Here is a 25,296-nt window from a genome sequence, read left to right on the forward strand (position 1 = left end):
ACGCCGCCCGGCTCCACACCCCGATGCCGGCGCCGCCGCAAGAGACAGCATGACCCCACAGATCGAAGCCTTTCTGGAAATGATGGCGGTGGAGCGCGACGCATCGCCCCACACCCTGTCCGCCTATGGCCGCGATCTGGCGGATGCGGAGACATGGCTGGGCGACGCCGGAGGCCTGATGGCCGCCCCGCAGGAGGCGCTTGAGGCATGGTTCGCCGATCTGTCGCGACGGGGCCTGTCCGCCGCCACGGCCGCGCGGCGCCGCGCCTCGGTGCGCCAGTTCTATCGGTTTGCGCTGGGCGAGGGCTGGCGCGCCGACGACCCCTCGCGCCGTCTCGACGCGCCCCGACAGGGCCGCAGCCTGCCCAAGACCCTCAGCCGCGATGAGATCGAGGCCCTGCTGGCGGCGGCCAGCGCCCATGACGGCGCGGCGGCTCTGCGGCTGATCGCCCTGATGGAGATGGCCTACGCTTCGGGCCTGCGGGTGTCCGAACTGCTGGCGCTGAAGGTTGAGGCCGTGCGGCGCGACCCGGCCTATCTGATCGTGCGCGGCAAGGGCGGCAAGGAACGGCTAGCCCCCCTGAACACCGCCGCGCGCGAGGCGATCCGCGCGTGGCTGGAGGCCCGCGACGCCGCGCGAAAGCCCGGCGCGCCGGACAGTGCGTGGCTGTTCCCCTCGCACGGCAAAAGCGGCCATCTGACGCCGCGCCGCTTCGCCCAGCTTCTGGATCAGGCGGCGATCACGGCGGGAATCGATCCGGCGCGCGTCAGCCCCCACGTCCTGCGTCATGCCTTCGCCACCCACCTGCTGGAAGGGGGCGCGGACCTGCGCGTCGTGCAGACCCTGCTGGGCCACGCCGACATCTCGACCACCCAGATCTACACCCATGTCGCCACCGATCGCCTGTCGCAGGTGGTCCACGCTAATCACCCCCTGGCGAAGGATGACTGAACCCGCGCTTGCCCCCCGGCGCTGCGCGCTCTAGTTTCCGCCGCCTTCCGTAGCGCAATGCGCGCTTCCTCCTCACGGACGCCTAATGGCCACGCACTATCTCGAATTCGAAAAGCCGATCGCCGAACTGGACGCCAAGATCGCCGAGCTGTCGCTGCTGGCGCCCACCAGCGGTTCGTTCGAGGCCGAGATCGCCGCCCTGCGCAAAAAGGCCGACGCCCTGCGCACCAAGGCCTACGCCAACCTTGATCCGTGGATGCGCACCCAGGTCGCGCGCCACCCGCAGCGTCCGCACTTCGTCGATTACGTCGACGGCCTGTTCACCGACTTCGTCGAACTGCACGGCGACCGTCAGTTCGGCGACGATCAGGCCATTCTGGGCGGTCTGGCGCGTTTCCGCGGCCAGCCGGTCGTCGTCATGGGCCATGAAAAGGGCCACGACACCCAGACCCGCATCACCCACAACTTCGGCATGGCCATGCCCGAGGGCTATCGCAAGGCGATCCGCCTGATGGACATGGCCGAGCAGTTCGGCCTGCCCGTCATGACCTTCGTCGACACGGCGGGCGCCTATCCGGGCATCGGCGCCGAACAGCGCGGTCAGGCCGAGGCCATCGCCCGCTCGACCGAGCGCGGCCTGACCCTCGCCGTCCCCTCCATCGCCACGGTGACGGGCGAAGGCGGGTCGGGCGGCGCCATCGCCATCGCCTGCGCCAATCGGGTGCTGATGCTGGAGCATTCCATCTATTCGGTGATCTCGCCCGAGGGCGCGGCGGGCATCCTGTGGCGCGACGGCTCGCGGGCCAAGGACGCGGCCAACGCCATGAAGATCACGGCGCCGGATCTGATAGAGCTGAAGATCGTCGACCGCGTCATCCCCGAACCGCTGGGCGGCGCCCACGCTGACCGCGAAAAGGCCATGCGGAACGTCGGCCAGGCGCTGGAAGAAGAGCTGAAGGCCCTGTCGACCCTGTCGCCGGAGCAGTTGAAGCAACAGCGCGCTGATCGCTTCTACGCCATCGGCCGTCTCGGTTGATCTGAGGCTGATCCGGCGTTGATCGCGATTGCGCGGCGCCGCTTCGCCGCCGAAGCTGACATGATGCGATTCGCTCCCTCTCCTTCCGCCACAGCCGGGAGGCCCCCATGCGCGGCATGAACGGGGTCGGCGAATCCCTGCGCGAAAGCGCGGTGTTCAACTTCGACGGCGCGGTGACCATGGTCATCGACGATTCTCCCTTTTCGCTGGAGTTGACGGCGCAGGCTTTGCTGGGCTTCGGCATTAAGGTGCGTCACGCCTGCGAAAGCGCGGCCGACGCCATCGCCATTCTGCAGGACTGTCCAGTCGACCTCATCATGGTCGACTGCGAAATGCCGGGCATGAGCGGTTATGAGTTTGTGCGCTGGCTGCGCCGTTCGGGGCTGGAGCCGAACGCCTATGCTCCCGTCATCATGACCGCGGCCCACGTCCGCCGCTCCAAGGTGTCCGATGCGCGGGACTGCGGCGCCAACTTCCTGATCACCAAGCCGTTCAGCGCGGGCCTGCTGCTGGAGCGGATCGTCTGGGTGGCGCGCGACAACCGGCCCTTCCTTGAGGTCGGCGACTATTTCGGCCCCGACCGGCGTTTCCGCAGCGAGGAATGGCCCGGCCCCGAGCGCCGCGCCGAGGAAATCCGCAAGACGGCTTTTGAACAGGAACGCAGGGCGGCGGCGCATCCATGACGGTCATCACGCATAATCGTCGCCGCAGCCGCCTGTCGACCCTGGTCGATCAGCCCGGAGGCGTCAGCGTCGGCGTCGCCCTGAACCAGGCCCGCGCCAATCTGGCCGAGCTGGAGCCCCGCAGCCGCGAAATCATCCAGCAGCACGTCTCGGCCCTGGGCGCCCTGCCCGTTCCCGAAGGCCCGGGCGCAAAGGCGCTCGACGCCGCCTATGCCCACGCCAGCGCCGTGATCGACGCCGCCGGGCCGTTTGAGCTCAACGACCTGTGCGCGGCGGCGGCCAATCTGTGCGACCTGATCGACGCGGCGCCTGAGGGGCGTCCCTTCGACTGGCGCGTGGTCACGGTTCACGCCCAGGCGCTGCGCCTGCTGCTGACCCTGCCCGCCGACGCCGCAGACGCCCGCGCCAAGGTGCTGGATAGCCTCAAGGACGTGCTGAAGGCCAAGGTTCCGGGCGCCGGAGAGCCTGAAGCCTAGTCGCCTCAGGTCTTCGCCCCGCGCGTCTGCTTGCGCCACAGGGCCGCATATTCCCCGCCCTGACGCGCCACCAGCTCATGATGGGCGCCGCGTTCGACGATACGGCCCGCCTTCAGCACCAGAATCTGATCAGCGTCGGCCACGGTCGACAGGCGGTGCGCGACCACCAGCGTCGTGCGGCCGGTGCGGGCGCGCCGCAGGGTCTTCTGGATGGCGGCCTCTGTGCGGCTGTCCAAGGCGCTGGTCGCCTCATCCAGAATCAGCACGCAGGGGTCGGCCAGCAGGGCGCGGGCGATGCCCACCCGCTGACGCTCGCCGCCCGACAGTTTCAGGCCTCGCTCGCCGACGCGCGTGTCCATGCCCTCGGGCAGGTTGCGGATGAAGTCCGCCAGTTCCGCCGCCTCAGCCGCCGCCCAGACGGCCGCCTCGTCCGCATCGGGCCGGGCGAAGGCGATGTTGGCGGCGAGGGTGTCGTTGAACAGGGCCACGTCCTGCGGCACCAGGGCCACCGCCGCCCTCAGCGAAGCCTGAGTAACGCTGCGGGCGTCGCGGCCGTCGATCAGCACGGCGCCCTGCTGCGGGTCCAGCAGACGCAGGGCCAGCTTGACGATGGTGGACTTGCCCGCCCCCGACGGCCCGACCAGAGCCGTCGTCGTCCCCGCCGGCGTGACGAAGCTGACGTCGTCCAGCCCCGCCGCCCGCGCGTCGTGCCGGAAGCCCACATGGTCGAAGACGATGTCGGCGCCGCAGCCGCTCTCGGGCCTTGGCAGGTCGATGGCGCCCGGCGCATCGGCCACCTGGGGCGCCTGACGCGTCACCTTCAGCATCTCTTCCATGTCGATGAAAGACTGGCGGATTTCCCGATAGGCGAAGCCCAGAATGTTCAACGGCGCATAGAGGGAGATCATGATCAGCACCGCTGCCGTCACATCCCCCGGCCCCATACGCCCGGCCGCCGCCTCGAACCCGGCCATGACGGCCATGATCCCCAGGCCGACGTTCATGATCAGCGCCTGGATCAGGTTCAGCGCCGCCAGCGAAGTGTTGGCCTTCAGCGACGCCTTGGCATAGGTCGCCAGCGAGGCTTCATAGGCCTGCGCCGCCCGGCCCTCGGCGCCGAACGACTTGACGGTTTCATAGTTCAGCAGGGCGTCAACCGACAGGCCCGCCGCCTCGCTGTCGGCGGCGTTCATGGCGCGCCGGTGCTCCAGCCGCCAGTTGCCCATGGCGAAGGTCGTGACCGCATAGACCAGCACCACGGCCACCGCCACGGCGCCGAATCGCCAGTTGTACTTGCCTCCCAGAACCGCCGCCGCCAGCGCCAGCTCCAGCACCGTCGGCCCCAGGTTGAACATCAGGATCCGCAGCAGGAAGTCCACCGCGCGCGATCCCCGGTCCATAACCCGCGACAGGGCGCCGGAGCGCTTCGTCTGGTGGAAATCCAGCGACAGGCTGAGGGCGTGGGCGAAGGTCTCGGCCGCCGTCTTGCGCTGGGCCGCCGCCCGAACGGGGGCGAACACCACGTCGGACAACTGCGGCGTCGCCGACGACAGAAAGCGCACCAGCGCCCAGCCCACGGCGAAGGCGGCGAAGCCTAGCCCCATGGACGCCGCCGGTCCCTGATCCGCCGCCAGATGGTTGACCGCCGCGCCCAGCACCAGAGGCGCCAGCACGCCCAGCCCCTTGCCCGCCAGCGTCAGCAGGATCGCCCCCGCCACGCGCCACGGCAGTTGCGGCGCGCCCGACCGGGCCACGACGCCGATCAGGTTTTTCAGCGCCTCCAGCGTCGGCGGGGCTTCCTGTTGTGCAGGATCAACGCCCGCATTCATGGCCTTGGCCGCCACATCGCCCCGTCGGCCCGAACGTTCACCGCGCATCTGCAGACCCCGCCGCCATCATGTTTCCGGGGCGGGCCACGACCGCCATATCAGTCCAGGCTCGCCACGGCGTCGATCAGGGCGTCGACCGACGCCTCGTCCGTCGCCCATGAACAGACCAGACGCACCGATCCGTCGTCGAACTGATAACAGGCCCAGCCCGCCGCATTCAGCGCCTGATGCGCCTCGTCCGGCATCCGCACGAAGACGGTGTTCGACTCGACCGGATGGGCCAGAACGAAAGGCGTTCGCGCCTCGATGCCGTCGGCCAGCCGCTGGGCCATCAGATTGGCGTGAGCGGCGCCCGACAGCCAGTCGCCGGACTCCAGCAGGCCCAGCATCGGCGCGGCCAGCAGCCGTCCCTTGGACGCCGTCTGCCCCGCCTGTTTCAGCCGGTTGTCGATCCGACGCGTCAGCGACCGGTTGAAGATCACCAGCGCCTCAACGCAATTCGCCCCCGCCTTGGCGCCGCCGAACGACAGGACATCAACGCCCAGGCGCGGAATATCCTTGGGGTCAAAGCCCGCCGCCACGGCGTTGGACAGGCGCGCCCCGTCCATATGCACGCCCAGTCCCGCCTGCCGGGCCGGTTCGATCAGCAGGCGCAATTCCTCTTCGGAATAGACGGCGCCATATTCCGTGGTCTGGGTCAGGCTGAGCGCCGCCGCCGGTTGGCGATGGGGGACCTCAGCCTCTTCAAGGGCGGCGTAAAGGGCGGCGACATCGATCTTGCCCGAATAGCCCGGCAGGCCGATCAGCCCCACGCCCTGACCAAAGAAGCCCGGCGCGCCGGTTTCATCGGTGCAGACATGGGCCGCATGATGGGCCAGCACCGCCTCATATGGCCGCGCCAGCATCGACAGGCCGATGGCGTTGGCGGCGGTGCCGCTGAAGACGAAGCGCACCTCTGCGTCCGCATCCAGCGTCTGGCGGATCAGATCAGCGGCCCGCGCCGAGGTTTCATCCGCCCCATAGGCCCGCGCAAACCCCGCATTGGCGTCGACCATGGCCTGAAGCGCAGAAGGCGCCATGCCTGCGGTATTGTCGGAACCGAAATCAAAACGCACGGCTCATTCTCCCCCTTGGGTCGGCGTCTCGTCCGGGATCGGCGCCATGACGACCCGGGCGAATTTGGCGTCCTTCGCCGGCACCTCGACCTGATGCGGGAAGGGAATCTCGATACCGGCCTCGTCCAGCGCCTCCTTGCCGGACTGCATCAGGTCGGCAAGCGTCTGCCACCAGTCGGCGGTATGCACCCAGGCGTGCAGGGTGATCTCGACCGAGCTGTCCAGCAGGGCCGTCACCCCGGTCCAGACCGCAGGCTCCTTCAGCACCTTGTCGTGCAGCCGTGCGACCGCCGACAGCACGTCGCGCGCCTCTTTCAGGTTCTCGCCGTAGCCGACGGTGAATTTGATCTCGATGCGGCGCGTCCGCTGGCCCGTCATGTTGACGATGACGTCGCTCAGCACCTTGGAATTCGGAATGACGATCTTGTGGTTGTTGGCGTTGGTCAGCTGGGTGGTGAACAGGTCCAGCTTCTGCACCGTGCCGGAAGCGCCGCCCACCTCAATCGCCTCGCCCACGCGATAGGGACGCAGGATCAACAGCATCACGCCCGCCGCCACATTCGACAGCGTCCCCTGCAGCGCCAGCCCCACGGCCAGCGACGCCGCGCCCAGAACCGCGATGATGGAGGTCGTCTGCACGCCCAGCCGCTGCAGCACCGCGATCATGCCGATGATGATGACCACCACCCGCACGATCTGCACCAGGAAGGCCAGCACGGTCGGGTCGCGGCGCACCAGCCGCGTCCGGCTCAGAATCTTGCGCGACGCCCCCGACGCCCACCGCGCCGCCACCAGCGTCAGGGCGAAGATCAGCGCCGCAACCGTCAGGTTGATGGCGAAATCGCCCAGCATATCCATGGCCTTGGACAGAATGGCCGCGTCAGCGCTCAATCTCTGTTCGCTGACGGCCACCGCCCGGGCCAGGGGATCCGTGACAGAGACGAGGGTATGCGGGAAATTCACGGGCATGATCCGGGTCTAACGCACGTGCAGCCGATTGGAAGCCCCGCCGGTCAAGCTTTTTCAACGATGCCGTGCAAGCCCGCGCCGCCTTCGACGGCGGCCTGCAATTCAGCCCGGCCCTGATGGGCGCGACAACGCCGGAACGGAACAGCCCGTCTCAGGCCGCGGCGGCGTCCTGACCGTCGTCATACAGGCCGCGCAGGGCCTCACGCCCGCCGGCGGCCTGGGTCATCAGAGCCGAGAGGCTGCGGAAATCGATCGGCTTGTTCAGATAGGCGTCGGCGCCGGCGGCCAGCCCCGCCTCATGGTCCTCGTTCCGCGCCGAGGCCGACAGGACGATGATCGGCGTCGTCGCATTGGCGCCGCCCTCGCGGATCAGGCGCGTCGCCGTCAGCCCGTCCATGACCGGCATGTTGACGTCCATGACGATCAGGTCAAAGCGCTGGTTGCGAGCGATCTCGACCGCCTCCTGCCCGTTCTCGGCCATGCTGGTGCGGCGGCCCGTCGACGCCATCCACGCCTCAAGGATCATGCGGTTGACGGCGTGATCCTCGACCACCAGCACCTCCATGCCGTCGCCCTGATCCGCATCGCCTTCGACCGGGTCCATCTGGGGCGCGGATCGCCAGGCCACGACCTCTCCCTCGACGGTGAAGGTGAAGACCGAGCCTTCGCCGTGGCGCGAGGTGACGGTGATGTCTCCGCCCATGATGTTGGCCAGACGCCGCGAAATCGTCAGCCCCAGCCCCGTGCCGCCAAAGCGCCGCGTCGAGGATGCGTCCACCTGGCTGAAGGGCTGGAACAGCTGGTCCATGTCCTCTTCGGAAATCCCGGCGCCGCTGTCGATCACGGCGAATTCGAAAGCCGCCCGGCGATCTGAAAGACGGCGCCCGCGCGTGATGAAGCGAACCTCGCCCTGATCGGTGAACTTCACGGCGTTGGACAGCAGGTTCTGCACCACCTGACAGACCCGCAAGGGGTCGCCGCACACCACGGCGGGAACCTCGCCCTCGAAACCGGTGATGAATTGCAGGCCCTTGGCCTCGGCCTGCGCCTCGAACGGGCCGACGATGCGGCGGTGGAGATCTTCCAGATCGATCTCCACGGACTCGAAATTCATCCGTCCCGCCTCGATCTTGGTCATGTCGAGGATGTCGTTCAGCAGGCTGAGCAGATTGTCGCCAGAGTTGCGGATGATGGCCAGATATTCGCGCTGCGCGCCCTCCAGGCGGGTCGCGCTCAACAATTGCGCCGCGCCCAGCACGCCGTTCATCGGCGTGCGCAGTTCATGAGAGATAACGCCCAGAAAGCTGGACTTGGCCTCATTGGCCGCATCGGCGCGATCGCGGGCGGCTTCCAGTTCTTCGATCAGATGGGCCTGATGCGTCTGGAAGGCGCGTATCCGCTCTTCGCGCAACAGCGTCACCATCACCAGGACGAACAGGCTGATGGCGGTCAGGGGGGCGACCGCCACAAAGGGCCAGAACATCGGGTCGCCGATCAGACTGATCGCGATCACCAGCCCGACCAGACTGTAGGGCGAGGAGATCAGCACCGCCTGCCGGGGCGAATTCCTCAGCTGGGCGAACACCAGCACATAGCCGGAAACCAGCAGGGCGATGGCCAGTTCGTGCCCAAAGGGGGCGCCGGAAAACCACGCCATCAGCGGCGCGATCGCCCAGACGACCGTCGTGGCCGTCGCCACCGCCGGAAAGACCATGCCCCAACGGTCGCCGACCCGGCGGCTGACATCCTTTTCGACGATGCCGCGCACCAGCCCCGCCGCCAGGGTGGCGACGAACCACAGCAGGCCGGGCGTCAGGCCGACGGCCGCCATCAGGCCGACGGCCCAGCTGAAGATGATCAGATAGCGCAGATGCTGGGTTTGCAGGATGGCGGCCAAAGCCTGCGCCGCGTCGCCGGGCGACTGACCTGCCTCTGTCTCTTTTGTAAATCCGTCCGAACCCACCATAGCGATGCCCCCGCCCGCTGAAAAATGCTTCGGGCGGAGAACCTAATGCGAAAGGTTCTAAAAGGATATGAACAAAAATAACCCCGTAATCTGAATTTTTCAGCGGTCAGCGCCGAATGATCTTCAGCGCGCCGCCTCCTGCGGCGTCTGGGCGCGAATCGACAGGGCGTGGACAGGGCCGGACAGCTCCTCCTTCAGCACGGCGTTCACCGCACGCTGTCGCGCCACCCGTCCCTGCCCGGCGAAGGCTTCGGAGATGATGGTCAGCTGGAAATGGCTTTCGCCGCCGTCCTTGGCGTCGATGCCGCCTTCATGGTGGTGACCCGCGTGTTTCCAGCTGTCATCCTCCAGCTCCAACCGCTCAGGGGCGAAGGCCTCGGTCAGTTTTCTGCGCATAACTGTCGCGATCGGGCCGTCAGACATGGGGACTCCTTGAAGCTGTCCAAATCGGCCCTACACTTCGGGTGATGTCTGCGTCTTTTCAATACAAGCCCCGCTTCACCGACATTCGGGTGAAGCCGCCGCGTTCCGACGACGAGAAGGAAGCGGCGGAGGATGTGCTGCGCCTCAAGCCCGGCGAGAAACCGTGCGAATGGGCCGACTGCTCGCGCCCCGCCACCGCGCGCGCGCCCAAGTCGCGTGAGCAGCTGAACGAATTCTACGATTTCTGTCAGACGCACGCGGCCCAGTACAACAAGAGCTGGAACTTCTACGCCGGTATGAACGAGGGGCAGATTCGCGCCGCTCAGGAAAACGAGGCGATGACCGGCGGCCGCCCCACCTGGCAGATGAAGGCCGGCCCGCAGACGCGCGAGGCCGCCGCCTTCGCCGCCAAAGTCGGCACGGCCAATAATTCCGGCGCAGGTTCATGGCGCGACAGCTTCGGCCTGTTCGGCCGTCGGGTGAACGCCGACGCTCCGGTCCAGAACGACCCGCATCACGGCATGGGGCGGCTTGAGCGGGGCGCGCTGGCCGATCTGGGTCTTGAGCCGGGGGCCGACAAGGCGGCCGTCAAGGCGCGCTATCATGAGATGCTAAAGCGCTTTCACCCCGACACCAACGGCGGGGATCGCGGCGCCGAGGCCAAGCTTCAGAGCGTCATCAAGGCCTGGAAGACCCTGAAGAAGGCCGGTTACGCCTGAGGACGCGCAACAGGCCGCCCTTTGCGGGCGGCGCCTCGATGCGCGTCATGACCTGATCGCCGGCCCATGAATCCCATATCTCGGCGAACGCCCCGGCCTCGCCCTCGTCGCGCATGACGCGCCGCGTCTCATGGACGGCGTCAGCGAAGGTGTCGGCTTCCAGCGGAAACATCTGCGGCGTGCGCTCGGGCGCATCGTAAACGTAGCAAAAGAACTGCGTCTGCGTTTCCATGATCCCCTCCCCCAACGGGAGCGATGCCTCATTTATTAACATCCCGCCCCGGTTTCCCCGAATCACAGAACCGTTGGCCGCGCGGGGCGTTGGCTGTTCATCCGATCATTTCATCCCCAGCCTGGGGAAAAGGAGACGACAGATGGAAGTCCTGTACCGCGCGCACGCCACAGCCTTGGGCGGAGGTCGTGAAGAAGGCCGCTCGGCCACGGACGACGGCAAGATCGACGTGCGCCTGTCCACGCCTGCGGAGATGGGCGGCAAGGGCGGCGACGGAACCAACCCCGAACAGCTGTTCGCCACCGGCTACGCCGCCTGCTATCTGGGCGCGCTGCGGATGGTGTCCGGCAAGGCTGGAACGCCTGTCGGCCCGGAAACCAAGGTCACGGCTGGCGTCGGTTTCGGCAAGAATACGCGCGGCGAAGGCTTCAATCTGGATGTCGAGCTGAAGGTGACGGACCACGGCCTCGACCGCGAAGTCATCGATGAACTGATCCAGAAGGCGCATCAGGTCTGCCCCTATTCCAACGCCACGCGCGGCAATGTCGAGGTCGCCCTTTCGGCCGAATAGGCGGACCGGCCCGCGACCGGCCCATGACGAATAATCCATCCGGCCCCTCGCGCGTGTTGAGCCGCGCGCGCGAGGGCGCTAGGTGGATGCCATGACCTCTCCGCTCGACGCCTCCCCCGACCCGCTCGTCACGCTGGAACCGCATCGCAAGGTCACGCTGAAGGAAGCATTCGGTATCGACTCCGACATGGTCGTGCCCGCTTTCGAGACGCGCGACAGCCATGTGCCCGAGATCGACGACTCCTATCGTTTCGACCCGCAGACGACGATCGCGATCTGCGCGGGCTTCGCCTACGACCGTCGCGTGATGGTTCAGGGCTATCACGGCACCGGCAAGTCGACCCACATCGAACAGGTCGCCGCCCGCCTGAACTGGCCGATGGTGCGCGTGAACCTGGACGCCCACGTCAGCCGGATCGATCTGGTCGGCAAGGACGCCATCGTCCTGAAGGACGGCAAGCAGATCACCGAATTCCGCGAGGGCATCCTGCCGTGGTCGCTGCAGCGCCCGGTGGCCCTGGTGTTCGACGAATATGACGCGGGCCGCCCGGACGTTATGTTCGTGATCCAGCGCGTGCTGGAGGCGCAAGGGCGCCTGACCCTGCTGGACCAGAACCGCGTCATCCGTCCGAACAAGTGGTTCCGCCTGTTCGCCACCTCGAACACGGTCGGCCTGGGCGATACGACGGGCCTGTATCACGGCGCCCAGCAGATCAATCAGGCGCAGCTGGACCGCTGGAACATCGTCACCACGCTGAACTATCTCGACCACGACGTGGAAGCCGAGATCGTCGCCTCCAAGGTGCCGGAATGGAGCGACGCCGAGGGCAAGCGCCGCATCGCCGCCATGGTCCGCGTCGCCGACATGACCCGCAACGCCTTCATGAACGGCGACATCTCGACCGTCATGTCGCCTCGCACCGTCATCACCTGGGCCCAGAACGCCATCATCTTCGGCGGAGACGTGGCTCTGAGCTTCCGCCTGACCTTCCTGAACAAGTGCGACGAGCTGGAGCGGCCGACCATCGCCGAATTCTATCAGCGCGCCTTTGGCGAGGATCTGCCGGAATCCGCTACACGCGTGAAGGTCGGCTAAGGCCGCTGCCTGTCACCCAATGAAAAGGCCGCCCCCCGGATCGGAGGGCGGCCTTTTTGTTGATCGCTGTCAGAAAGCCTCAGCGAAAGCCCGAGGCGAACATCCGCGGCCGCGAACGCCGCACCAGCCACAGGTTCACCGTGGCCGCGCCCAGCACCAGCGCCGCCATCGCCTGGTGCAGGACGCCCAGCGTCACCGGCACCGCATGGATCAGCGTCAGAACGCCCAGCCCGGCCTGCAGCCACAGCGCGCCCGCCAGCACCACGGCGGCCACGCCCAGCCCTTGCTCCAGCCGCCCGCGCAGCGACTGGACTGCATAGAAGGTCGCCGCGAACAGCAGCACATAGGCGCAGATGCGGTGGTTCAGCTGAACCAGTCCCTGATCGTGCAGGAAGGTCAGCGCCCCCTGCCCCCAGGCGACCGGCGGGAACAGCGCCCCGTTCATCAGCGGCCAGTCCGTATAGATCATGCCCGCCTTGGCGCCCGCCACAAGGCCGCCCAGCAGGCACTGCAGGAAGACGCCGCCCAGCAGCAGCCCGGCGCCCCAGCTCCAGCCGCGCGGCGCCCGGTTGAAGTCCGACCCCGCCCAGGCCTCCAGCCCCGTCCAGATCAGCCCCGCGAAGATCAGGAAGGCCAGCCCCAGGTGGGTCATCAGCCGTTCCGGCGCCACATCGACGCGCTCGGCCAGACCGCTGGACACCATCCACCAGCCGATCAGCCCCTGCAGACCGCCCAGCGCCAGCAGAACGGCGCAACGTCCGATCAGGCGACGCGGAATGGCGCGGAAAATCAGGAAGCCGATGAAGGGCAAGGCGAAAACCACGCCGATCAGACGGCCCAGCAGACGGTGCGCCCATTCCCACCAGAAGATGTACTGGAACTCCGCCATGCTCATGCCGGCGTTGACTTCGACGTATTGGGGAATGGCCTTGTACTTGTCGAACGCCTCGACCCAGTCGGCATGGTTCATCGGCGGCAGGGCGCCCATGATGGGCTTCCATTCCGTGATCGACAGGCCCGAGCCGGTCAGTCGCGTTGCGCCCCCGACGACCACCATGGCGAACACGAGGCCCGCGCAAAGAAACAGCCACAGCGCCACTGCGCGGCTGTGGTCCAATTCACCAATACGCTTCATTCGACGCCTGCCGTTCGCCCCGATATGCTGGCCGCCTCATTTACAGGCGGCGGAACCGAGGGATATGCCCCTCCCGCGTGGCAAGATCGAGTCGGTTTCTGAGCCAAAGCGTCACACATCACTCAACGGGAGCGCCAAGCGGTGCAATATCTCGAGATCGTCATCGCCGCCGTCGGCGCCGTGGCCCTGGCCTGGATCGCCAATCTGCTGGCCAGCCGTCGTGAACTGGGCCCGACCATTCTGGTCGCCCTGGTCAGCGCCGCCTGCGGGGCCTTTCTGGCCATACGGGTGTTCGCGGTCGCGGAACTGGCCGACTGGAAATGGCTGCCCTGGGCGTTCGTCGCCGTGGTGCTGGGCCTGATCGCCTTCTTCCTGTTCCGGAGAAAACGCTGATGTCTCCTCGTCTGCGCCGCTTCATCGCCACCCTGGGCGTCGTCTTCTTTCTGGCCTTCTGGGTGTGGGGGGCTGTCAGCCTGCATAACCTGCTGCCCAAGGCCTGGTGGATCGACCTGATCTTCTTCGCGGTGGCGGGGATCGGCTGGGGCGTGCCGCTCATTCCCATGCTGCGCTGGGCCGAGCGCGAGCCGGTCGACAAAACGAAAGCCTGAACAGCAGAACGGCCGGTGAGGTTTCCCTCACCGGCCGTTTCAGCCTGCTGATAACCCTCAGCAAATGGTCGGAGCGACAGGATTCGAACCTGCGACCCCTTGACCCCCAGTCAAGTGCGCTACCAGGCTGCGCCACGCTCCGAAGGCGCTCCGTATAGACGGCGGTTCGGTGCTCCGCAAACCCTAAAACGCTCTATCGACAACAACTTCCGCCTTATCGTCGCAGAACCGTCTCCAACCGCGCCCTAGCGGCTTCCAGTTCGCTCAACAGCACCTCAAGACGGCCCGAAGCGACCGACGCCGGGGCCATCTGAACGGCGGTTTCATCGCGTTCGCCCGAATCAATCTCCAGCGTCGCGGCCGGGTCGGCATAGGCGGTCAGACGCGCCAGACCCTGATCCTGCACCAGACGCTGAACGCCGCGAATCGTCAGCCCTTCATCGTGCAGCAGGCGCCGCACGGCCTTCAGCACCATGACGTCGTCAGGACGATAGAAACGGCGGCCGCCCGCGCGCTTCACCGGGACGATGAAGTCGAACTTCGTCTCCCAGAACCTCAGCACGTGCTGGGGAGCGCCGACTTCTTCGGCCGCCTCGGAAATGGTGCGGAAGGCTTTGGGGCTTTTGGCCAAGGATCTCAGGTCTCGACGACGGCGTCGTGCACCCGGCTCTTCATGATCTGCGAGGCGCGGAAGCTGATGACGCGGCGGGGGTTGATGGCGGCCGGTTCGCCGGTCTTGGGGTTGCGGCCCATGCGGGCGCGTTTCTCACGCACCTGAAACACGCCGAATCCCGACAGCTTGACCGTCTCGCCCTGCTCCAGCGAATCGACGATCAGGTCCAGCGTGCGCTCGACCAGTCCGGAGCATTCCTGTCGGGACAGCCCGACTTCTTCATGGACCGCTTCGCACAAATCTGCACGGGTAAGGGTCTGATGTCCGGTCACCTGCATCTCCCGCAATCAATCGGCAGGGCATTGAAGGGCAAAACGGCCGGAAATCAAAGTCCTCAATGCGAATCTAGAAACGGAAGGCGCAGGCGCCCCACGTCAGACCGCCGCCCATGGCCTCGACCAGCACCAGATCGCCCTTCTTGATCCGCCCGTCCTTGATGGCGACGTCCATCGCCAGAGGGATGGAGGCGGCCGAGGTGTTGGCGTGCATGGCCACCGTCGAGATCACCTTGTCCTCGTCCAGGCCCAGACGGTCGCCCACGCCGCGGATGATGCGCTGATTGGCCTGGTGCGGCACGAACCAGTCGATCTCAGGGATTTCGACGCCCGCGACCTCGGCGGCGGCGGTGATGGCCTCAGAGATGTTCACCACGGCGTGACGGAACACCTGATTGCCCAGCATCCGCAGATGGCCGACCGTACCGGTCGTGGACGGGCCGCCGTCGACATAGAGCATGTCCGCCTTGGCGCCCTCGCAGCGCAGGGCGAAGCCCAGCACGCCGCGATCGTCCTTGGTCCCCTGCCCTTCGCCCGGTTCCAGCACGAATGCCCCGGCGCCGTCGCCGAACAGGACGCAGGTGGTGCGGTCGGTCCAGTCCATCAGCCGGGTCATTTCCTCGGCGCCGATGACCAAGGCGCATTTAGCCTGACCACGGGCGACGAATCCGTCCGCCACGCTCATCGCATAGACGAAACCCGAGCAGACCGCCTGAATGTCGAAGGCGATGCCCACCGGCGCGCCCAGTTTGCGCTGGACGATGGCGGCCGTCGCGGGGAAGGTCTGGTCCGGCGTGGTGGTGGCGACGATGATCAGGTCGACGTCGGCCGCCGTCTTGCCCGCGTCGGCCAGGGCGCGCTCGGCGGCCTTGACCGCCAGATCGCTGGTCGGTTCGTCGTCGCGGGCCTTGTGGCGCTGGCGGATGCCGGTGCGCTCGATGATCCACTCGTCCGAGGTGTCGACGATCCTGGTCAGATCGGCGTTGGTGACGACCTGTTCGGGCAGGAAGGAGCCGACCCCGGTGACGACGCTGCGGATGACGCTCACTGTTCGGTCTCTCCCATGACGGCGGGCATGATGGCGGGCTCAGGCTCGTCCATCGCGGCCGCCAGACGCGCGAAATTGGCGCTGACCTTGGTCAGATAGTCGCTGCGAGCCAGTTCGACAGCCACGCGGATGGCGTTGGCGTAGCCCTCGGCTGTGGCGCCGCCGTGGCTTTTCACCACGATGCCGTTCAGGCCCAGCAGGGGGCCGCCGTTGACGCTGCTGGGGTCGATGCGGCGCGCCATCTTCTTCAGCGCAGGCATGGCGATCAGGGCGCCCAGCTTGGCCGTCAGACCAGAGGTCAGCGCCTCCTTCAACAGGTCCGAGATGAAGCGCGCCGTGCCCTCGGCCGTCTTCAGGGCGATATTGCCGGTGAAGCCGTCGGTCACGACCACATCCACCGCTCCGGCGGCGATGTCATGGCCTTCGACAAAGCCGGTGTAGTTCACAGGAACGGCGTCGGTGCGCAGCACGGCGTGGGCCTCGCGCACTTCCTCATGGCCCTTCATCTCTTCGGAACCGACGTTCAGCAGGCCGACCGTCGGCCGCGCCACGCCATGCACGGCGGCCTGAAAGGCCTCGCCCATGATGGCGAACTCAACCAGTTGGCGTGCATCACTGCCGATGTTGGCGCCCACGTCCAGAACGGCGGTGACGCCGCGCTTGGTCGGCCAGCTGGCGACGATGGCCGGGCGCTCCAGCCCGTCGACCGCCATGCGCAGGATCAGCTTGGAGATCGCCATCAGGGCGCCGGTGTTGCCGGCCGAAACCGCCCCCTGCGCCTCCCCGGTCTTCACGGCCTCGATCGCGTTCCACAGGCTGGAGCCCTTGCCCCGGCGCATGGCCTGGGCGGGCTTTTCGTCCATGGCGACGACCTTGTCGGTGTGCCGGACCTCGCAGACGTCGTCCGTGACGTGCAGGCGCGCCATCTCGGCGCGGATCGCCGCCTCGTCGCCGTGCAGCAGGAAGCGCACGCCGTCGCCGCCATACAGGGAATAATAAGCCTTCACGCCGCCGACCACGATGGCGGGGCCATGGTCGCCCCCCATGGCGTCGAGCGAAATCAGTGTGGAAGATGCCAAGTGGAAATCGACTCCGTCGCCGTCTTGTCGCGGCGCGTCATGTTAGGGCGGGCGAGCGCAAATGTCGCACTGTGTGGATGCAATGCGGCTGCCCTCGGGTCAACTCTTGCGGTCAACTCTTGTCGGAGTCGCCCTGCTTCAGCGCCCGCAGAACCCCGAACGGCGAGATTTCGCCGGGTTCGGGCGGCTGTTCGAACACCGCCCCGTCCTTGCGGGGATAGGGATCCAGCTGCAGGGCCAGTTGCTCGACTGCATACTGACCCAGATCGATCTGGCCGTTTTCCGCCACGTCGGGCGAATCGTCGTCCAGCTCCAGATCGATTTCGCCGTCTTCCGAGGTCATGACCTCGGCCGCCTCGATCAGATTGACCTCAAAGCGGGCGTCGACGTGGACCGGCAGCGGCTCCAGCGTCAGGACGCAGGACTGCACCGCATCGGCGATGACACGCCCCGTCAGGCGCCAGCCCGACACCGTGGCCACGACATCCAGTTCGGCGGTGAAGAGATCCAGCGCCTTCAGGTCCAACGCGCGGGCGACACGGGCGCGCGCGGCCTCGTCCAGTTCAAGACGGCGCGACAGGCTCGCCCCGATCTGGTGCAGGCGGACGGGGTCGCTGAAAGGCAGGGCGGGAATCGTCATGCGACGATCATGGCCCAGTCCGGCGTCTTTTCCACGGCGGGCGGCGACTGGCGCGAAAGGCGCTCGTGCGATTCCAGCGCATAGCGGGTCAAGGCCGCGCCATCTGCGGGGTTTTCACTCTCGAACACATTGCGGGCGATGGAGGCCTGAAAGCCTTCATGATCGCCTTCTCGCAGAGCCTTTTCATAGGCGCTCATGCGGCCGTACAGGGCCTCGCCCAGTTTGCGCATCTTCTTGCCGACCGACACATCGCCCACGCCCAGTTCGCGCAGGACGTTGTCCAGCGCCGAGACATAGGTGTCGAACATCTTCTGGGCCAGATCAGCGCCGCGCTCGCCCTCGGCCTTCATCCGCACGAACAGCAGCAGGACATGAAGGGTGTAAAGCTCGAACCGCGCATCGATTCGGTCCTGCACCCCCAGTTGAGCGTAGAAGTCGGGCTGGCGCGCCTGTTCGACAGCAAGAGCGTATAGCGCCTGCGCCTGACGCTCTTGCGTCTGTTGTCGTTTGAAGAGAGTCTTGAACATAGGATTTCACGGCCCCTTTTCCGCCGCGCCGTTGCACTAGGACGCAGCGACGGTTAGGTCAAAGACCTTCTTCCTTGAGGCCCATCGCCGATGCCCCGTTTTACGTCGCTCATCATCGCCGCCTCGCTCGCCGCCGCCGCAGGCGCCTGCGCGCCGGTTGTCGCCACCCAGGGCTTCCAGGCCGTGGACGTCAAACCCCAGGATATCGAAGCCGGGGTCGACACGCGCGAAACCGTCCTGAGCAAGCTGGGCACGCCGTCGACGACCTCGACCTTCGAGTCGGAAAACGTCTGGTATTACCTGACCCAGACGACGCAGCGCTATACCTACAACAAGCCGCAGGTGTCGCAGCGCACGGTGACCGAGATCACCTTCAACGACGCCGACGGCAAGGTCGCCTCGATCCGCAATCTGGGTCTGGACGACGGCCGCCAGATCGCCATGGAACGCCGCGAGACGCCCACCCGCGGTCGCCAGCTGACCATCCTTGAACAACTGCTGGGCAACGTCGGCCGCGGCCAACTGCCGCGCACCGAAGACAACGTCCCCGGCCAGCGCCGCCCGGACTAAGACGCCAGACTTTAAGAGCCCTCAAGCGGTGAGCGACCACATCGCGAAGGCCCAGAAAAACATTACGCCCCGGAGATCGCTCTCCGGGGCGTTTCAGTTTCAGCGAAGCGCGGTCAGACGATCTTGCCGCTGGCCAGCACCGCCAGCAGCAACAGCGCCACGATGTTGGTGATCTTGATCATCGGATTCACCGCCGGACCGGAGGTGTCCTTGTAAGGATCGCCCACAGTGTCGCCGGTGACGGCGGCCTTGTGCGCTTCGGAACCCTTGCCGTGAACCACGCCGTTCTTGTCGGTGAAGCCTTCCTCGATCAGCTTCTTGGCGTTGTCCCAGGCGCCGCCGCCCGACGTCATGGAGATGGCGACGAACAGGCCCGTTACGATCACCCCCATCAGCATGGCCCCCAGCGCAGCGAAGGCGTTGGCCTTGTCCGGCTGGATGAACAGGATGACGACGAACAGGACGATCGGCGACAGCACCGGCAGCAGCGACGGCACGATCATCTCGCGGATGGCCGCGCTGGTCAGGATGTCGACTGCCCGTCCGTATTCCGGCTTGGTCTCGAACGTCATGATGCCGGGGTTTTCGCGGAACTGACGCCGGACCTCGGCCACGACAGCCTCAGCGGCGCGCCCCACGGCCGTCATCGACAGACCGCCGAACAGGAAGGGCAGCAGCCCCCCGAACAGCAGGCCGACCACGACATAGGGGTTGGACAGATCAAACGCGACCGCGCCCAGACCGTGGAAGAAGCTGCCCGGCGTCGCCTCGGCTGCGAAGAACTTCAGATCCTCCACATAGGCGGCGAACAGGACCAGCGCCCCCAGACCCGCCGAACCGATGGCGTAGCCCTTGGTCACGGCCTTGGTGGTGTTGCCCACGGCGTCCAGGGCGTCGGTCGAGACGCGGACTTCCGGCGGCAGGCCCGCCATCTCGGCGATGCCGCCTGCGTTGTCGGTGACCGGGCCGAAGGCGTCCAGCGCCACGATCATCCCCGCCACGCCCAGCATGGTGGTGGTGGCGATGGCGATGCCGAACAGACCCGCCAGTTGGAAGGCTGCGACGATGCCGACGATGATGGTCAGGGCCGGAAGCGCCGTGGCCTCCAGCGACATGGCCAACCCCTGAATCACGTTGGTGCCGTGCCCCGAGACCGAGGCGTTGGCCACCGACTTCACCGGCCGGAAGCCCGTGCCGGTATAGTATTCTGTGATGACCACGATGGCCGCCGTGACCAGCAGGCCGACGACGCCCGCCCAGAACAGGTTCATCGGCTGGATCAGCAGCCCGCCCGAGGTTTCAACCGCCCCCGGCAGAAGCTGATTGATCACCCACCAGACCGCCGCCAGCGACAGGACGCCGGTCACGATCAGCCCCTGATACAGGGCTCCCATGATGTTGCCGCTCTTGCCCAGACGGACGAAGAACGTCCCGATGATCGAGGTCACGATGCAGACGCCGCAGATCGCCAGCGGCAGCAGCATCAGCACATCCACATAGGGCTGATTGCGGAAGAAGATGGCCGCCAGCACCATGGTCGCCACCGTGGTGACGGCATAGGTCTCGAACAGGTCGGCGGCCATGCCGGCGCAGTCGCCGACGTTGTCGCCCACATTATCCGCGATGGTGGCGGCGTTGCGGGGGTCGTCCTCGGGGATGCCCGCCTCGACCTTGCCCACCATGTCGCCGCCCACGTCGGCCCCCTTGGTGAAGATGCCGCCGCCCAGTCGCGCGAAGATGGAGATCAGCGAAGCGCCGAAGCCCAGCGCCACCAGTCCGTCGATGACCTCGCGGCTGGTCGAGGCATGGCCCAGACCCTGCGTCATGAAGGCGTAGTAGCCCGACACGCCCAGAAGCGCGCCGCCCGCCACGAACATGCCGGTGATGGCGCCCGAGCGGAAGGCCAGGTCCAGGCCCTTGGACAGGCTCTGCGACGCGGCCTGCGCCGTGCGGACGTTGGCGCGCACGGAGATCAGCATCCCCGCATAGCCCGCCGCGCCCGACAGGACCGCGCCGATCAGAAAGCCGAGCGCCGCCCAGGTCCCGATAAGAAAAAAGGCCGCGACCAAGATCACGACCCCTACAATGCCAATCGTTGTGTACTGACGCTTCAGATAGGCGGATGCCCCTTCCTGGATCGCTCCGGCGATCTCACGCATCCGTTCATTACCACTGTCGGCCTTCATCAGGACGGCGGTCTGGACGGCGCCGTAAAGCACCCCCAAAGCGCCGGCCGCGATGACCAGCCAAAGATATGACGTCATGGCGTTTCCAAGCCCTATGCAACTGGGCGCGCGGATCCATGGGCTGCGCTACGGGCGTTTTCGCCTCTCGGCCGCCTTCCGGTCCCCCCGTGCGCTTAACGGACGCAGGTTCACGCCCCTCGGGAATTGCGGCTAAATCGTGCCAAATGCGAAGGCTTCGCGCAACTGCGCTCTTTCAGGGCGCCGATCAGAGGGGCCGAGCCGCCGTGCGACGCCGGGGCGTCTGGCTGACGACCTCGACGCGGGCGATGGCGCCCTTGCCGATCAGGGCGTCGGCCGCGCGGATCAGGCTGGCGCCCATGGCCTCGGCGTCCAGCCGGTTCCAGTCATCGGCCAGAACAAAGGGCGTGCGGTGCCCGGCGCGGACAAGGGCGTCGCGCAGATAGGGCTCCTTGGCCCGGACGGCGTCCGGCGCCTGGCCCTCGCCCGGATACAGCTTCAGCACCACGAAGACGTGGTTGCGGACCCGGCCGTTGACGATGACCGGCAGACCCACGCCGGTCATGTCGAAACCGGCGTGCGCGACCGGGGCCTCGGCAGCGGGCGAAGCCGCGGTCGGACCGGAAAAGGCCAGACCGGACAGGGCGGCGGCGATGATCAGGGCGCGGCGGGTCATGGCGGCAGTCTGGGCCTGCGGCGTTAGGAATCCGTTGCGCTCAGGCGTGGGTCCATCCAGTGCGCGTGGGCGTGATGGCCTGACCGAGATAGCGGGGCGACAGGCCCCTGCCCCCTGTCACGCGGCCGATGCAGGTCAGGCGAAGATGGCGGCGCTCGGCCTCATGGCGCAGGGCGCCCTCGGCGCCGGGCGGGGCCGTCAGCAGGATCTCATAGTCGTCGCCGCCGCTGGCCAGCTGCTCCAGCGCCGCCTGCGGGTCGACACGGCCGTCGAACCAGGCGTGGGCCGCCGCCGACAGGGGCGTGCGCTCCAGATCGATTTCAAGGCCGACGCCGCTGGCCTCGGCGATATGGGCGGCGTCGGCCAGCAGGCCGTCCGAGACATCGGCGCTGGCGGTGGCGAGGCTCTGGATCACCGGGGCGAATTCGACACGCGGCATGGGGGTGCGATAGGCGGCCTCAAGCGCATCCATGCGCTCGGGCTCCAGCGTCAGGGTCGCCTGAACGGCCTGAAGACCCAGCCAGCCGTCGCCGATGGTTCCGGTGACGAAGACCAGATCGCCCGGTCGCGCCCCGGCCCGGCTGACCGCCGCATCGGTCGGCGCCCAGCCCAGCATGGTGGCGGAAAAGCTGGCCGGTCCCGGCGTCTTCACCGTGTCGCCGCCCAGCAGGGAAATGTCGAAAATGGCCTGATCGCGTCGCAGTCCGGCGACGAAGGCCTCACGCTCGGGCCAGCCGCAGCGTTCGGACCAGTGGCAGGCCAGCAGATAGCCGAACGGCTCGGCCCCCTTGGCCGCCAGATCGGACAGGTTCACGCGCAGCAGCTTCTGCGCCACCGTGTCCAACGGATCGTCGGGCAGGAAGTGGACGCCTTCGATGATGGCGTCCTTGGTCAGGATGAGGTCGTATCCGGGCCGCGAGGGCAGCACGGCCACGTCGTCGGCCAGCCCCCTCGCCCATTCCGGATGGGCCAGCGGCTTCAGCAGCCGCTGGATCGTCTCGAATTCGCCTGCGACGTCAATCGCGGGCATCGCGCGCCACGCCGTCCAGCGCCGCGTTCACGAACTTCGCCTCCGCATCGTCGAAGAAGGCCTTGGCCAGCTCGACATATTCGTCGATCACGATCTCACGCGGCACGTCGGGCTTGTGCTTCAGCTCCCAGGCGCCGCTGCGCAGCAGGGCGCGCAGGGTGGCGTCCAGACGTTCCAGCCGCCAGTTGGAGGCCAGACGGCCCTTGATCGCCTCATCCACCGCGCGCTGGTCCTCGACCACGCCGTGAACGACGGCGGCGAACCAGTCTTCGTCCGCCTCGGCCAGAGGGGCGCCGTCGATGTCGGCGTCGAAACGGTGATTGCGGAACTCGCGCACGACGCTGTCGACGCCCTCGCCCGCCAGCTCCATCTGATACAGGGCCTGAACGGCGGCCAGACGCGCGACCGTGCGGGCGCGGCGTTGACGGCTGGTCAGCTGGGGTTCGGCGCGGGCTTTGTCAGCCTCGGCCAGTTGAGCCATGACTTCGGCGACGGTCGCCGGGGCGCTGGTCGGTTCGGTCACGAAGCCAGACCCCCGCGCAGGCGCTTGCGGATGGCGATCAGGTCCAGACAGGCGCGGGCTGCGAAGCCGCCCTTGTCGCCCTCGCTGAGGCGGGCGCGGGTCCAGGCCTGATCCTCGTCCTCGGTCGTCAGGATGCCGTTGCCGATGGCCAGACCCTTCAGGCCCAGATTGCGGATTCCGGCGGCCGACTGATCCGAGACGATCTCGAAATGATAGGTCTCGCCACGGATCACGCAGCCCAGGGCGACATAGCCGTCGTAGCGCGGCGCGGTCGGATAGCGACCGGCCTCTTCGGCCATGGCGATCACGGTCGGCACTTCCAGCGCGCCGGGCACGGTCACGACGTCGTATTGAACGCCCTGCGCGCGCAGGGCGTCCTTCGCCCCTTCCAGAAGGGCGTCGGCCAGTTCGTCGTAGAAGCGCGCCTCGACGATGAGGACGCGTGTGGGGTCGTTCAAGATTGGTCTTCTCCGTCCATGTCGCGCCAGCCGACGATGCGCAGGCCGTAGCCTTCGAGCGCCGTCGGATTGGGTCGCGTGGAACTCATCACGATCATGTCCTTGACGCCGAGGTCGAGCAGAATCTGCGCCCCCACGCCATAGGCTTTCAGCGAGCGATCCACGGCGGCGGGCTTGGCCACGCCGCCCAGCCGTTCAGCCAGACCATGCAGGTCCGGATCGCGCAGGAAGACGACGACGCCCGGCCCGTCCTGGGCCGCCAGCGCCTGCATCGCCTTCGGAATATAGTCCTGACGCGCCTCGACATGGCCCAGCAGGTCAGAAGCGAAATCGACCTGGTGCATCCGCACGACGGTCGGCTTGGCCGGGTCGATGTCGCCGCGCACCAGGGCGACATGTTCGGCGCCCTCGATGGTGTTGCGGTACAGGATCAGCTTGAACTCACCGCCGTGGACGCTCTCGAACGGCGTCTCCATCACGCGCTCGACAAAGCGCTCGGTGCGGCGGCGATAGGCGATCAGGTCGGCGATGGTGCCGATCTTCAGCCCGTGCAGCTGGGCGAAGGCGACCAGATCGGGCATCCGCGCCATCGTCCCGTCGTCCTTGATGATCTCGCAGATCACCCCGGCGGGGGTCAGGCCGGCCATGCGGCTGATGTCGACGGCGGCCTCGGTGTGGCCGGTGCGGACCAGAACGCCGCCCTCGCGCGCGACCAGAGGGAAGACGTGGCCCGGCGAGACGATGTCGTCGGCGTCCTTGTCCAGATCGACGGCGACCTGAATGGTGCGCGCGCGGTCGGCGGCGGAAATGCCGGTCGACACGCCCTCCTTCGCCTCGATAGAGACGGTGAAGGCGGTGCCCATGCGGGTTCGGTTCTCGGCAGCCATCGGCGGCAGGCGCAGCTGACGCGCGCGCTCGGCCGTCATGGCCAGACAGACCAGACCGCGCGCATAGCGGATCATGAAGTTGATCTGATCCGGCGTGGCGAACTGCGCCGGAATGACGATGTCGCCTTCGTTCTCGCGGTCTTCGGCGTCGACGAGGATGTAGGGGCGGCCGTTGCGGGCGTCCTCCAGAATATCCTCGATCGGGCTGACCGGGCTGTCGGTATTATAGACGGCCAGTTTCATCATGCTGTCTCCTGCCAACGCGCGAGGTAGCGCGCCAGCATATCGATCTCCAGATTGACCCTGTCGCCGACCTTGAGGGCGCCGAGGGTCGTGACATCCCACGTATGCGGGATGATGTTCACGTCGAACTGACGCTCATGCACCCCATTCACGGTCAGGGAAACCCCGTCGACGGTGATTGAGCCCTTGGGCGCGATGAATCTGTGCAGAGGCGCAGGCGCCGCGATCACCACGCGGTGCGAACCGCCCTCGGGCGTGATGGAGATCACCTCGCCCAGACCATCGACATGGCCCGAAACGATGTGGCCGCCCAACTCGTCGCCCAGCCGCGCCGCGCGCTCCAGATTGACGCGCGAACCCTCGGCCCAGTCGCCCAGCTTGGTCAGGCCCAGCGTCTCGCCCGACGCCTCGACCGCGAACCAGCCCTCGCCCGTTTCCGTCACGGTCAGGCAGCAGCCCGCATGGCTGATGGAGGCGCCGATCTCTATGGTCGCGGTGTCCCACGAGGTCTCGATCTCATAGCGACGGTCGCGGTTGGTGTCGCGAACGCTGCGGACGCGTCCGATGTCGGTAACGATGCCGGTGAACATGCAAGCTCCGGTCCCTTCGGACCCAAAAAACAGAGTCTAATTCGTCTGAATCGTCTGAAATCA

At 67.0% G+C, this 25,296-nt stretch carries 30 protein-coding genes and 1 tRNA gene; 10 read left to right on the top strand and 21 right to left on the bottom strand.

Features of this window, described 5'->3' with window-relative positions:
- Window positions 1–49 precede the first annotated feature (49 nt).
- From ABE454_RS01200 to ABE454_RS01215, 4 genes are all read left to right on the top strand, one after another.
- Window positions 50–952 carry a site-specific tyrosine recombinase XerD gene (locus ABE454_RS01200; RefSeq protein WP_346528196.1) on the top strand — a complete coding sequence of 301 codons (903 nt, stop codon included), beginning with the start codon at window positions 50–52 and terminating at the stop codon, window positions 950–952.
- 85 nt (window positions 953–1,037) lie between these two features.
- Window positions 1,038–1,988 carry an acetyl-CoA carboxylase carboxyltransferase subunit alpha gene (locus ABE454_RS01205; protein WP_346528198.1) on the top strand — a complete coding sequence of 317 codons (951 nt, stop codon included), beginning with the start codon at window positions 1,038–1,040 and terminating at the stop codon, window positions 1,986–1,988.
- Between the two features lie 107 nt (window positions 1,989–2,095).
- The gene (locus ABE454_RS01210; protein ID WP_346528200.1) at window positions 2,096–2,671 is read left to right on the top strand and encodes a response regulator; all 576 of its coding nucleotides are present in this window, start codon (window positions 2,096–2,098) and stop codon (window positions 2,669–2,671) included.
- Window positions 2,668–3,147: a chemotaxis protein CheE gene (locus ABE454_RS01215; protein WP_346528202.1), complete on the top strand. Its 480-nt coding sequence runs from the start codon at window positions 2,668–2,670 to the stop codon at window positions 3,145–3,147. The genes ABE454_RS01210 and ABE454_RS01215 overlap by 4 nt, the downstream gene beginning before the upstream one ends.
- Before the next feature lie 5 nt (window positions 3,148–3,152).
- Here ABE454_RS01215 and ABE454_RS01220 read toward each other — a convergent pair whose 3' ends face one another.
- From ABE454_RS01220 to ABE454_RS01240, 5 genes are all read right to left on the bottom strand, one after another.
- Window positions 3,153–5,024 carry an ABCB family ABC transporter ATP-binding protein/permease gene (locus tag ABE454_RS01220; RefSeq protein ID WP_430825358.1) on the bottom strand — a complete coding sequence of 624 codons (1,872 nt, stop codon included), beginning with the start codon at window positions 5,022–5,024 and terminating at the stop codon, window positions 3,153–3,155.
- 50 nt (window positions 5,025–5,074) lie between these two features.
- Window positions 5,075–6,091 carry a threonine aldolase family protein gene (locus ABE454_RS01225; RefSeq protein ID WP_346528204.1) on the bottom strand — a complete coding sequence of 339 codons (1,017 nt, stop codon included), beginning with the start codon at window positions 6,089–6,091 and terminating at the stop codon, window positions 5,075–5,077.
- 3 nt (window positions 6,092–6,094) lie between these two features.
- Window positions 6,095–7,060, bottom strand: coding sequence for a mechanosensitive ion channel family protein (locus ABE454_RS01230; RefSeq protein ID WP_346528207.1), 966 nt, complete (start codon window positions 7,058–7,060; stop codon window positions 6,095–6,097).
- Window positions 7,061–7,211: 151 nt separating this feature from the next.
- On the bottom strand, window positions 7,212–9,026 hold the full coding sequence (locus ABE454_RS01235) for an ATP-binding protein (protein ID WP_346528209.1): 1,815 nt from the start codon (window positions 9,024–9,026) through the stop codon (window positions 7,212–7,214).
- 123 nt (window positions 9,027–9,149) lie between these two features.
- Entirely contained in the window at window positions 9,150–9,449 is a 300-nt protein-coding gene (locus ABE454_RS01240; RefSeq protein WP_346528211.1) for a BolA family protein, read from the bottom strand.
- A gap of 44 nt (window positions 9,450–9,493) precedes the next feature.
- On the opposite strand from ABE454_RS01240, the gene ABE454_RS01245 reads away from it, so the two are divergent.
- Window positions 9,494–10,168: a J domain-containing protein gene (locus tag ABE454_RS01245; RefSeq protein ID WP_346528213.1), complete on the top strand. Its 675-nt coding sequence runs from the start codon at window positions 9,494–9,496 to the stop codon at window positions 10,166–10,168.
- Here ABE454_RS01245 and ABE454_RS01250 read toward each other — a convergent pair.
- On the bottom strand, window positions 10,128–10,400 hold the full coding sequence (locus ABE454_RS01250) for a hypothetical protein (protein ID WP_346528215.1): 273 nt from the start codon (window positions 10,398–10,400) through the stop codon (window positions 10,128–10,130). The genes ABE454_RS01245 and ABE454_RS01250 overlap by 41 nt on opposite strands.
- Window positions 10,401–10,542: 142 nt before the next feature.
- On the opposite strand from ABE454_RS01250, the gene ABE454_RS01255 reads away from it, so the two are divergent.
- Both ABE454_RS01255 and cobS read left to right on the top strand, forming a co-directional pair.
- Window positions 10,543–10,971 carry an organic hydroperoxide resistance protein gene (locus tag ABE454_RS01255; RefSeq protein ID WP_346528217.1) on the top strand — a complete coding sequence of 143 codons (429 nt, stop codon included), beginning with the start codon at window positions 10,543–10,545 and terminating at the stop codon, window positions 10,969–10,971.
- A gap of 91 nt (window positions 10,972–11,062) precedes the next feature.
- Window positions 11,063–12,067 carry a cobaltochelatase subunit CobS gene (gene cobS / locus ABE454_RS01260; RefSeq protein WP_346528220.1) on the top strand — a complete coding sequence of 335 codons (1,005 nt, stop codon included), beginning with the start codon at window positions 11,063–11,065 and terminating at the stop codon, window positions 12,065–12,067.
- Window positions 12,068–12,146: 79 nt separating this feature from the next.
- On the opposite strand, the gene ABE454_RS01265 is transcribed toward cobS, so the two are convergent.
- Window positions 12,147–13,202 carry a COX15/CtaA family protein gene (locus tag ABE454_RS01265; protein WP_346528222.1) on the bottom strand — a complete coding sequence of 352 codons (1,056 nt, stop codon included), beginning with the start codon at window positions 13,200–13,202 and terminating at the stop codon, window positions 12,147–12,149.
- Between the two features lie 141 nt (window positions 13,203–13,343).
- On the opposite strand from ABE454_RS01265, the gene ABE454_RS01270 reads away from it, so the two are divergent.
- Window positions 13,344–13,595, top strand: a complete 252-nt coding sequence (locus tag ABE454_RS01270) for a transglycosylase (RefSeq protein WP_346528224.1) — start codon at window positions 13,344–13,346, stop codon at window positions 13,593–13,595.
- A complete protein-coding gene (locus ABE454_RS01275) occupies window positions 13,595–13,810 on the top strand; it encodes a DUF2842 domain-containing protein (RefSeq protein ID WP_346528227.1) in 216 nt (71 codons plus the stop codon). The genes ABE454_RS01270 and ABE454_RS01275 overlap by 1 nt, the downstream gene beginning before the upstream one ends.
- Before the next feature lie 65 nt (window positions 13,811–13,875).
- Here ABE454_RS01275 and ABE454_RS01280 read toward each other — a convergent pair.
- The 7 genes from ABE454_RS01280 to ABE454_RS01310 all read right to left on the bottom strand — a co-directional run bounded on the left by ABE454_RS01280 (window position 13,876) and on the right by ABE454_RS01310 (window position 18,052).
- Window positions 13,876–13,952, bottom strand: a tRNA-Pro gene (locus ABE454_RS01280).
- A gap of 72 nt (window positions 13,953–14,024) precedes the next feature.
- Window positions 14,025–14,441: a MerR family transcriptional regulator gene (locus tag ABE454_RS01285; RefSeq protein ID WP_346528229.1), complete on the bottom strand. Its 417-nt coding sequence runs from the start codon at window positions 14,439–14,441 to the stop codon at window positions 14,025–14,027.
- Between the two features lie 5 nt (window positions 14,442–14,446).
- Window positions 14,447–14,755, bottom strand: coding sequence for an integration host factor subunit alpha (locus ABE454_RS01290; protein WP_427792335.1), 309 nt, complete (start codon window positions 14,753–14,755; stop codon window positions 14,447–14,449).
- A 73-nt stretch (window positions 14,756–14,828) separates the two neighbouring features.
- Window positions 14,829–15,806, bottom strand: coding sequence for a beta-ketoacyl-ACP synthase III (locus ABE454_RS01295; protein WP_346528234.1), 978 nt, complete (start codon window positions 15,804–15,806; stop codon window positions 14,829–14,831).
- Window positions 15,803–16,885, bottom strand: coding sequence for a phosphate acyltransferase PlsX (plsX, locus tag ABE454_RS01300; protein WP_346528236.1), 1,083 nt, complete (start codon window positions 16,883–16,885; stop codon window positions 15,803–15,805). Before plsX ends, ABE454_RS01295 begins: the two co-directional genes overlap by 4 nt.
- A 112-nt stretch (window positions 16,886–16,997) precedes the next feature.
- On the bottom strand, window positions 16,998–17,525 hold the full coding sequence (locus ABE454_RS01305; protein ID WP_346528239.1) for a YceD family protein: 528 nt from the start codon (window positions 17,523–17,525) through the stop codon (window positions 16,998–17,000).
- Entirely contained in the window at window positions 17,522–18,052 is a 531-nt protein-coding gene (locus ABE454_RS01310; RefSeq protein WP_346528241.1) for a ubiquinol-cytochrome C chaperone family protein, read from the bottom strand. Before ABE454_RS01310 ends, ABE454_RS01305 begins: the two co-directional genes overlap by 4 nt.
- A 90-nt stretch (window positions 18,053–18,142) precedes the next feature.
- Between ABE454_RS01310 and bamE the strand changes: the two genes are divergently transcribed.
- Window positions 18,143–18,622 (top strand): outer membrane protein assembly factor BamE domain-containing protein, encoded by a 480-nt coding sequence (bamE, locus tag ABE454_RS01315; RefSeq protein ID WP_346528243.1) that lies wholly within the window; start codon window positions 18,143–18,145, stop codon window positions 18,620–18,622.
- Window positions 18,623–18,735: 113 nt separating this feature from the next.
- Here the strand turns inward: bamE and ABE454_RS01320 are convergent, their stop codons facing one another.
- The 7 genes from ABE454_RS01320 to ABE454_RS01350 all read right to left on the bottom strand — a co-directional run bounded on the left by ABE454_RS01320 (window position 18,736) and on the right by ABE454_RS01350 (window position 25,233).
- Window positions 18,736–20,886: a sodium-translocating pyrophosphatase gene (locus ABE454_RS01320; protein WP_346528245.1), complete on the bottom strand. Its 2,151-nt coding sequence runs from the start codon at window positions 20,884–20,886 to the stop codon at window positions 18,736–18,738.
- 187 nt (window positions 20,887–21,073) lie between these two features.
- Complete coding sequence (locus ABE454_RS01325; protein WP_346528247.1) at window positions 21,074–21,502, bottom strand: hypothetical protein; 429 nt, start codon at window positions 21,500–21,502, stop codon at window positions 21,074–21,076.
- Between the two features lie 40 nt (window positions 21,503–21,542).
- Entirely contained in the window at window positions 21,543–22,532 is a 990-nt protein-coding gene (gene thiL, locus ABE454_RS01330) for a thiamine-phosphate kinase (protein WP_346528249.1), read from the bottom strand.
- Window positions 22,519–23,055 (bottom strand): transcription antitermination factor NusB, encoded by a 537-nt coding sequence (nusB, locus tag ABE454_RS01335; protein WP_430825368.1) that lies wholly within the window; start codon window positions 23,053–23,055, stop codon window positions 22,519–22,521. Before nusB ends, thiL begins: the two co-directional genes overlap by 14 nt.
- On the bottom strand, window positions 23,052–23,513 hold the full coding sequence (gene ribH / locus ABE454_RS01340; protein ID WP_346528251.1) for a 6,7-dimethyl-8-ribityllumazine synthase: 462 nt from the start codon (window positions 23,511–23,513) through the stop codon (window positions 23,052–23,054). The genes nusB and ribH overlap by 4 nt, the downstream gene beginning before the upstream one ends.
- Window positions 23,510–24,646: a 3,4-dihydroxy-2-butanone-4-phosphate synthase gene (gene ribB / locus ABE454_RS01345; RefSeq protein WP_346528253.1), complete on the bottom strand. Its 1,137-nt coding sequence runs from the start codon at window positions 24,644–24,646 to the stop codon at window positions 23,510–23,512. Before ribB ends, ribH begins: the two co-directional genes overlap by 4 nt.
- Window positions 24,643–25,233 carry a riboflavin synthase gene (locus ABE454_RS01350; RefSeq protein WP_346528254.1) on the bottom strand — a complete coding sequence of 197 codons (591 nt, stop codon included), beginning with the start codon at window positions 25,231–25,233 and terminating at the stop codon, window positions 24,643–24,645. Before ABE454_RS01350 ends, ribB begins: the two co-directional genes overlap by 4 nt.
- Window positions 25,234–25,296: the final 63 nt, after the last annotated feature.

This window comes from Brevundimonas diminuta, from assembly GCF_039673845.1.
GTDB lineage: Bacteria > Pseudomonadota > Alphaproteobacteria > Caulobacterales > Caulobacteraceae > Brevundimonas > Brevundimonas diminuta_E.

Excerpts from the sequence above, each read along its gene's own strand:
- ribB (WP_346528253.1), bottom strand. The coding sequence starts at position 24,646 with ATGATGAAACTGGCCGTCTATAATACCGACAGCCCGGTCAGCCCGATC.
- ABE454_RS01235 (WP_346528209.1), bottom strand. The coding sequence starts at position 9,026 with ATGGTGGGTTCGGACGGATTTACAAAAGAGACAGAGGCAGGTCAGTCG.
- ABE454_RS01310 (WP_346528241.1), bottom strand. The coding sequence starts at position 18,052 with ATGTTCAAGACTCTCTTCAAACGACAACAGACGCAAGAGCGTCAGGCG.
- ABE454_RS01305 (WP_346528239.1), bottom strand. The coding sequence starts at position 17,525 with ATGACGATTCCCGCCCTGCCTTTCAGCGACCCCGTCCGCCTGCACCAG.
- ABE454_RS01275 (WP_346528227.1), top strand. The coding sequence starts at position 13,595 with ATGTCTCCTCGTCTGCGCCGCTTCATCGCCACCCTGGGCGTCGTCTTC.
- cobS (WP_346528220.1), top strand. The coding sequence starts at position 11,063 with ATGACCTCTCCGCTCGACGCCTCCCCCGACCCGCTCGTCACGCTGGAA.
- ABE454_RS01320 (WP_346528245.1), bottom strand. The coding sequence starts at position 20,886 with ATGACGTCATATCTTTGGCTGGTCATCGCGGCCGGCGCTTTGGGGGTG.
- ABE454_RS01350 (WP_346528254.1), bottom strand. The coding sequence starts at position 25,233 with ATGTTCACCGGCATCGTTACCGACATCGGACGCGTCCGCAGCGTTCGC.
- ABE454_RS01245 (WP_346528213.1), top strand. The coding sequence starts at position 9,494 with ATGTCTGCGTCTTTTCAATACAAGCCCCGCTTCACCGACATTCGGGTG.
- ABE454_RS01265 (WP_346528222.1), bottom strand. The coding sequence starts at position 13,202 with ATGAAGCGTATTGGTGAATTGGACCACAGCCGCGCAGTGGCGCTGTGG.
- ABE454_RS01205 (WP_346528198.1), top strand. The coding sequence starts at position 1,038 with ATGGCCACGCACTATCTCGAATTCGAAAAGCCGATCGCCGAACTGGAC.
- ABE454_RS01215 (WP_346528202.1), top strand. The coding sequence starts at position 2,668 with ATGACGGTCATCACGCATAATCGTCGCCGCAGCCGCCTGTCGACCCTG.
- ABE454_RS01325 (WP_346528247.1), bottom strand. The coding sequence starts at position 21,502 with ATGACCCGCCGCGCCCTGATCATCGCCGCCGCCCTGTCCGGTCTGGCC.
- ABE454_RS01240 (WP_346528211.1), bottom strand. The coding sequence starts at position 9,449 with ATGTCTGACGGCCCGATCGCGACAGTTATGCGCAGAAAACTGACCGAG.
- ABE454_RS01255 (WP_346528217.1), top strand. The coding sequence starts at position 10,543 with ATGGAAGTCCTGTACCGCGCGCACGCCACAGCCTTGGGCGGAGGTCGT.
- ABE454_RS01220 (WP_430825358.1), bottom strand. The coding sequence starts at position 5,024 with ATGCGCGGTGAACGTTCGGGCCGACGGGGCGATGTGGCGGCCAAGGCC.
- ABE454_RS01250 (WP_346528215.1), bottom strand. The coding sequence starts at position 10,400 with ATGGAAACGCAGACGCAGTTCTTTTGCTACGTTTACGATGCGCCCGAG.
- ABE454_RS01230 (WP_346528207.1), bottom strand. The coding sequence starts at position 7,060 with ATGCCCGTGAATTTCCCGCATACCCTCGTCTCTGTCACGGATCCCCTG.
- bamE (WP_346528243.1), top strand. The coding sequence starts at position 18,143 with ATGCCCCGTTTTACGTCGCTCATCATCGCCGCCTCGCTCGCCGCCGCC.
- thiL (WP_346528249.1), bottom strand. The coding sequence starts at position 22,532 with ATGCCCGCGATTGACGTCGCAGGCGAATTCGAGACGATCCAGCGGCTG.
- ABE454_RS01200 (WP_346528196.1), top strand. The coding sequence starts at position 50 with ATGACCCCACAGATCGAAGCCTTTCTGGAAATGATGGCGGTGGAGCGC.
- ABE454_RS01210 (WP_346528200.1), top strand. The coding sequence starts at position 2,096 with ATGCGCGGCATGAACGGGGTCGGCGAATCCCTGCGCGAAAGCGCGGTG.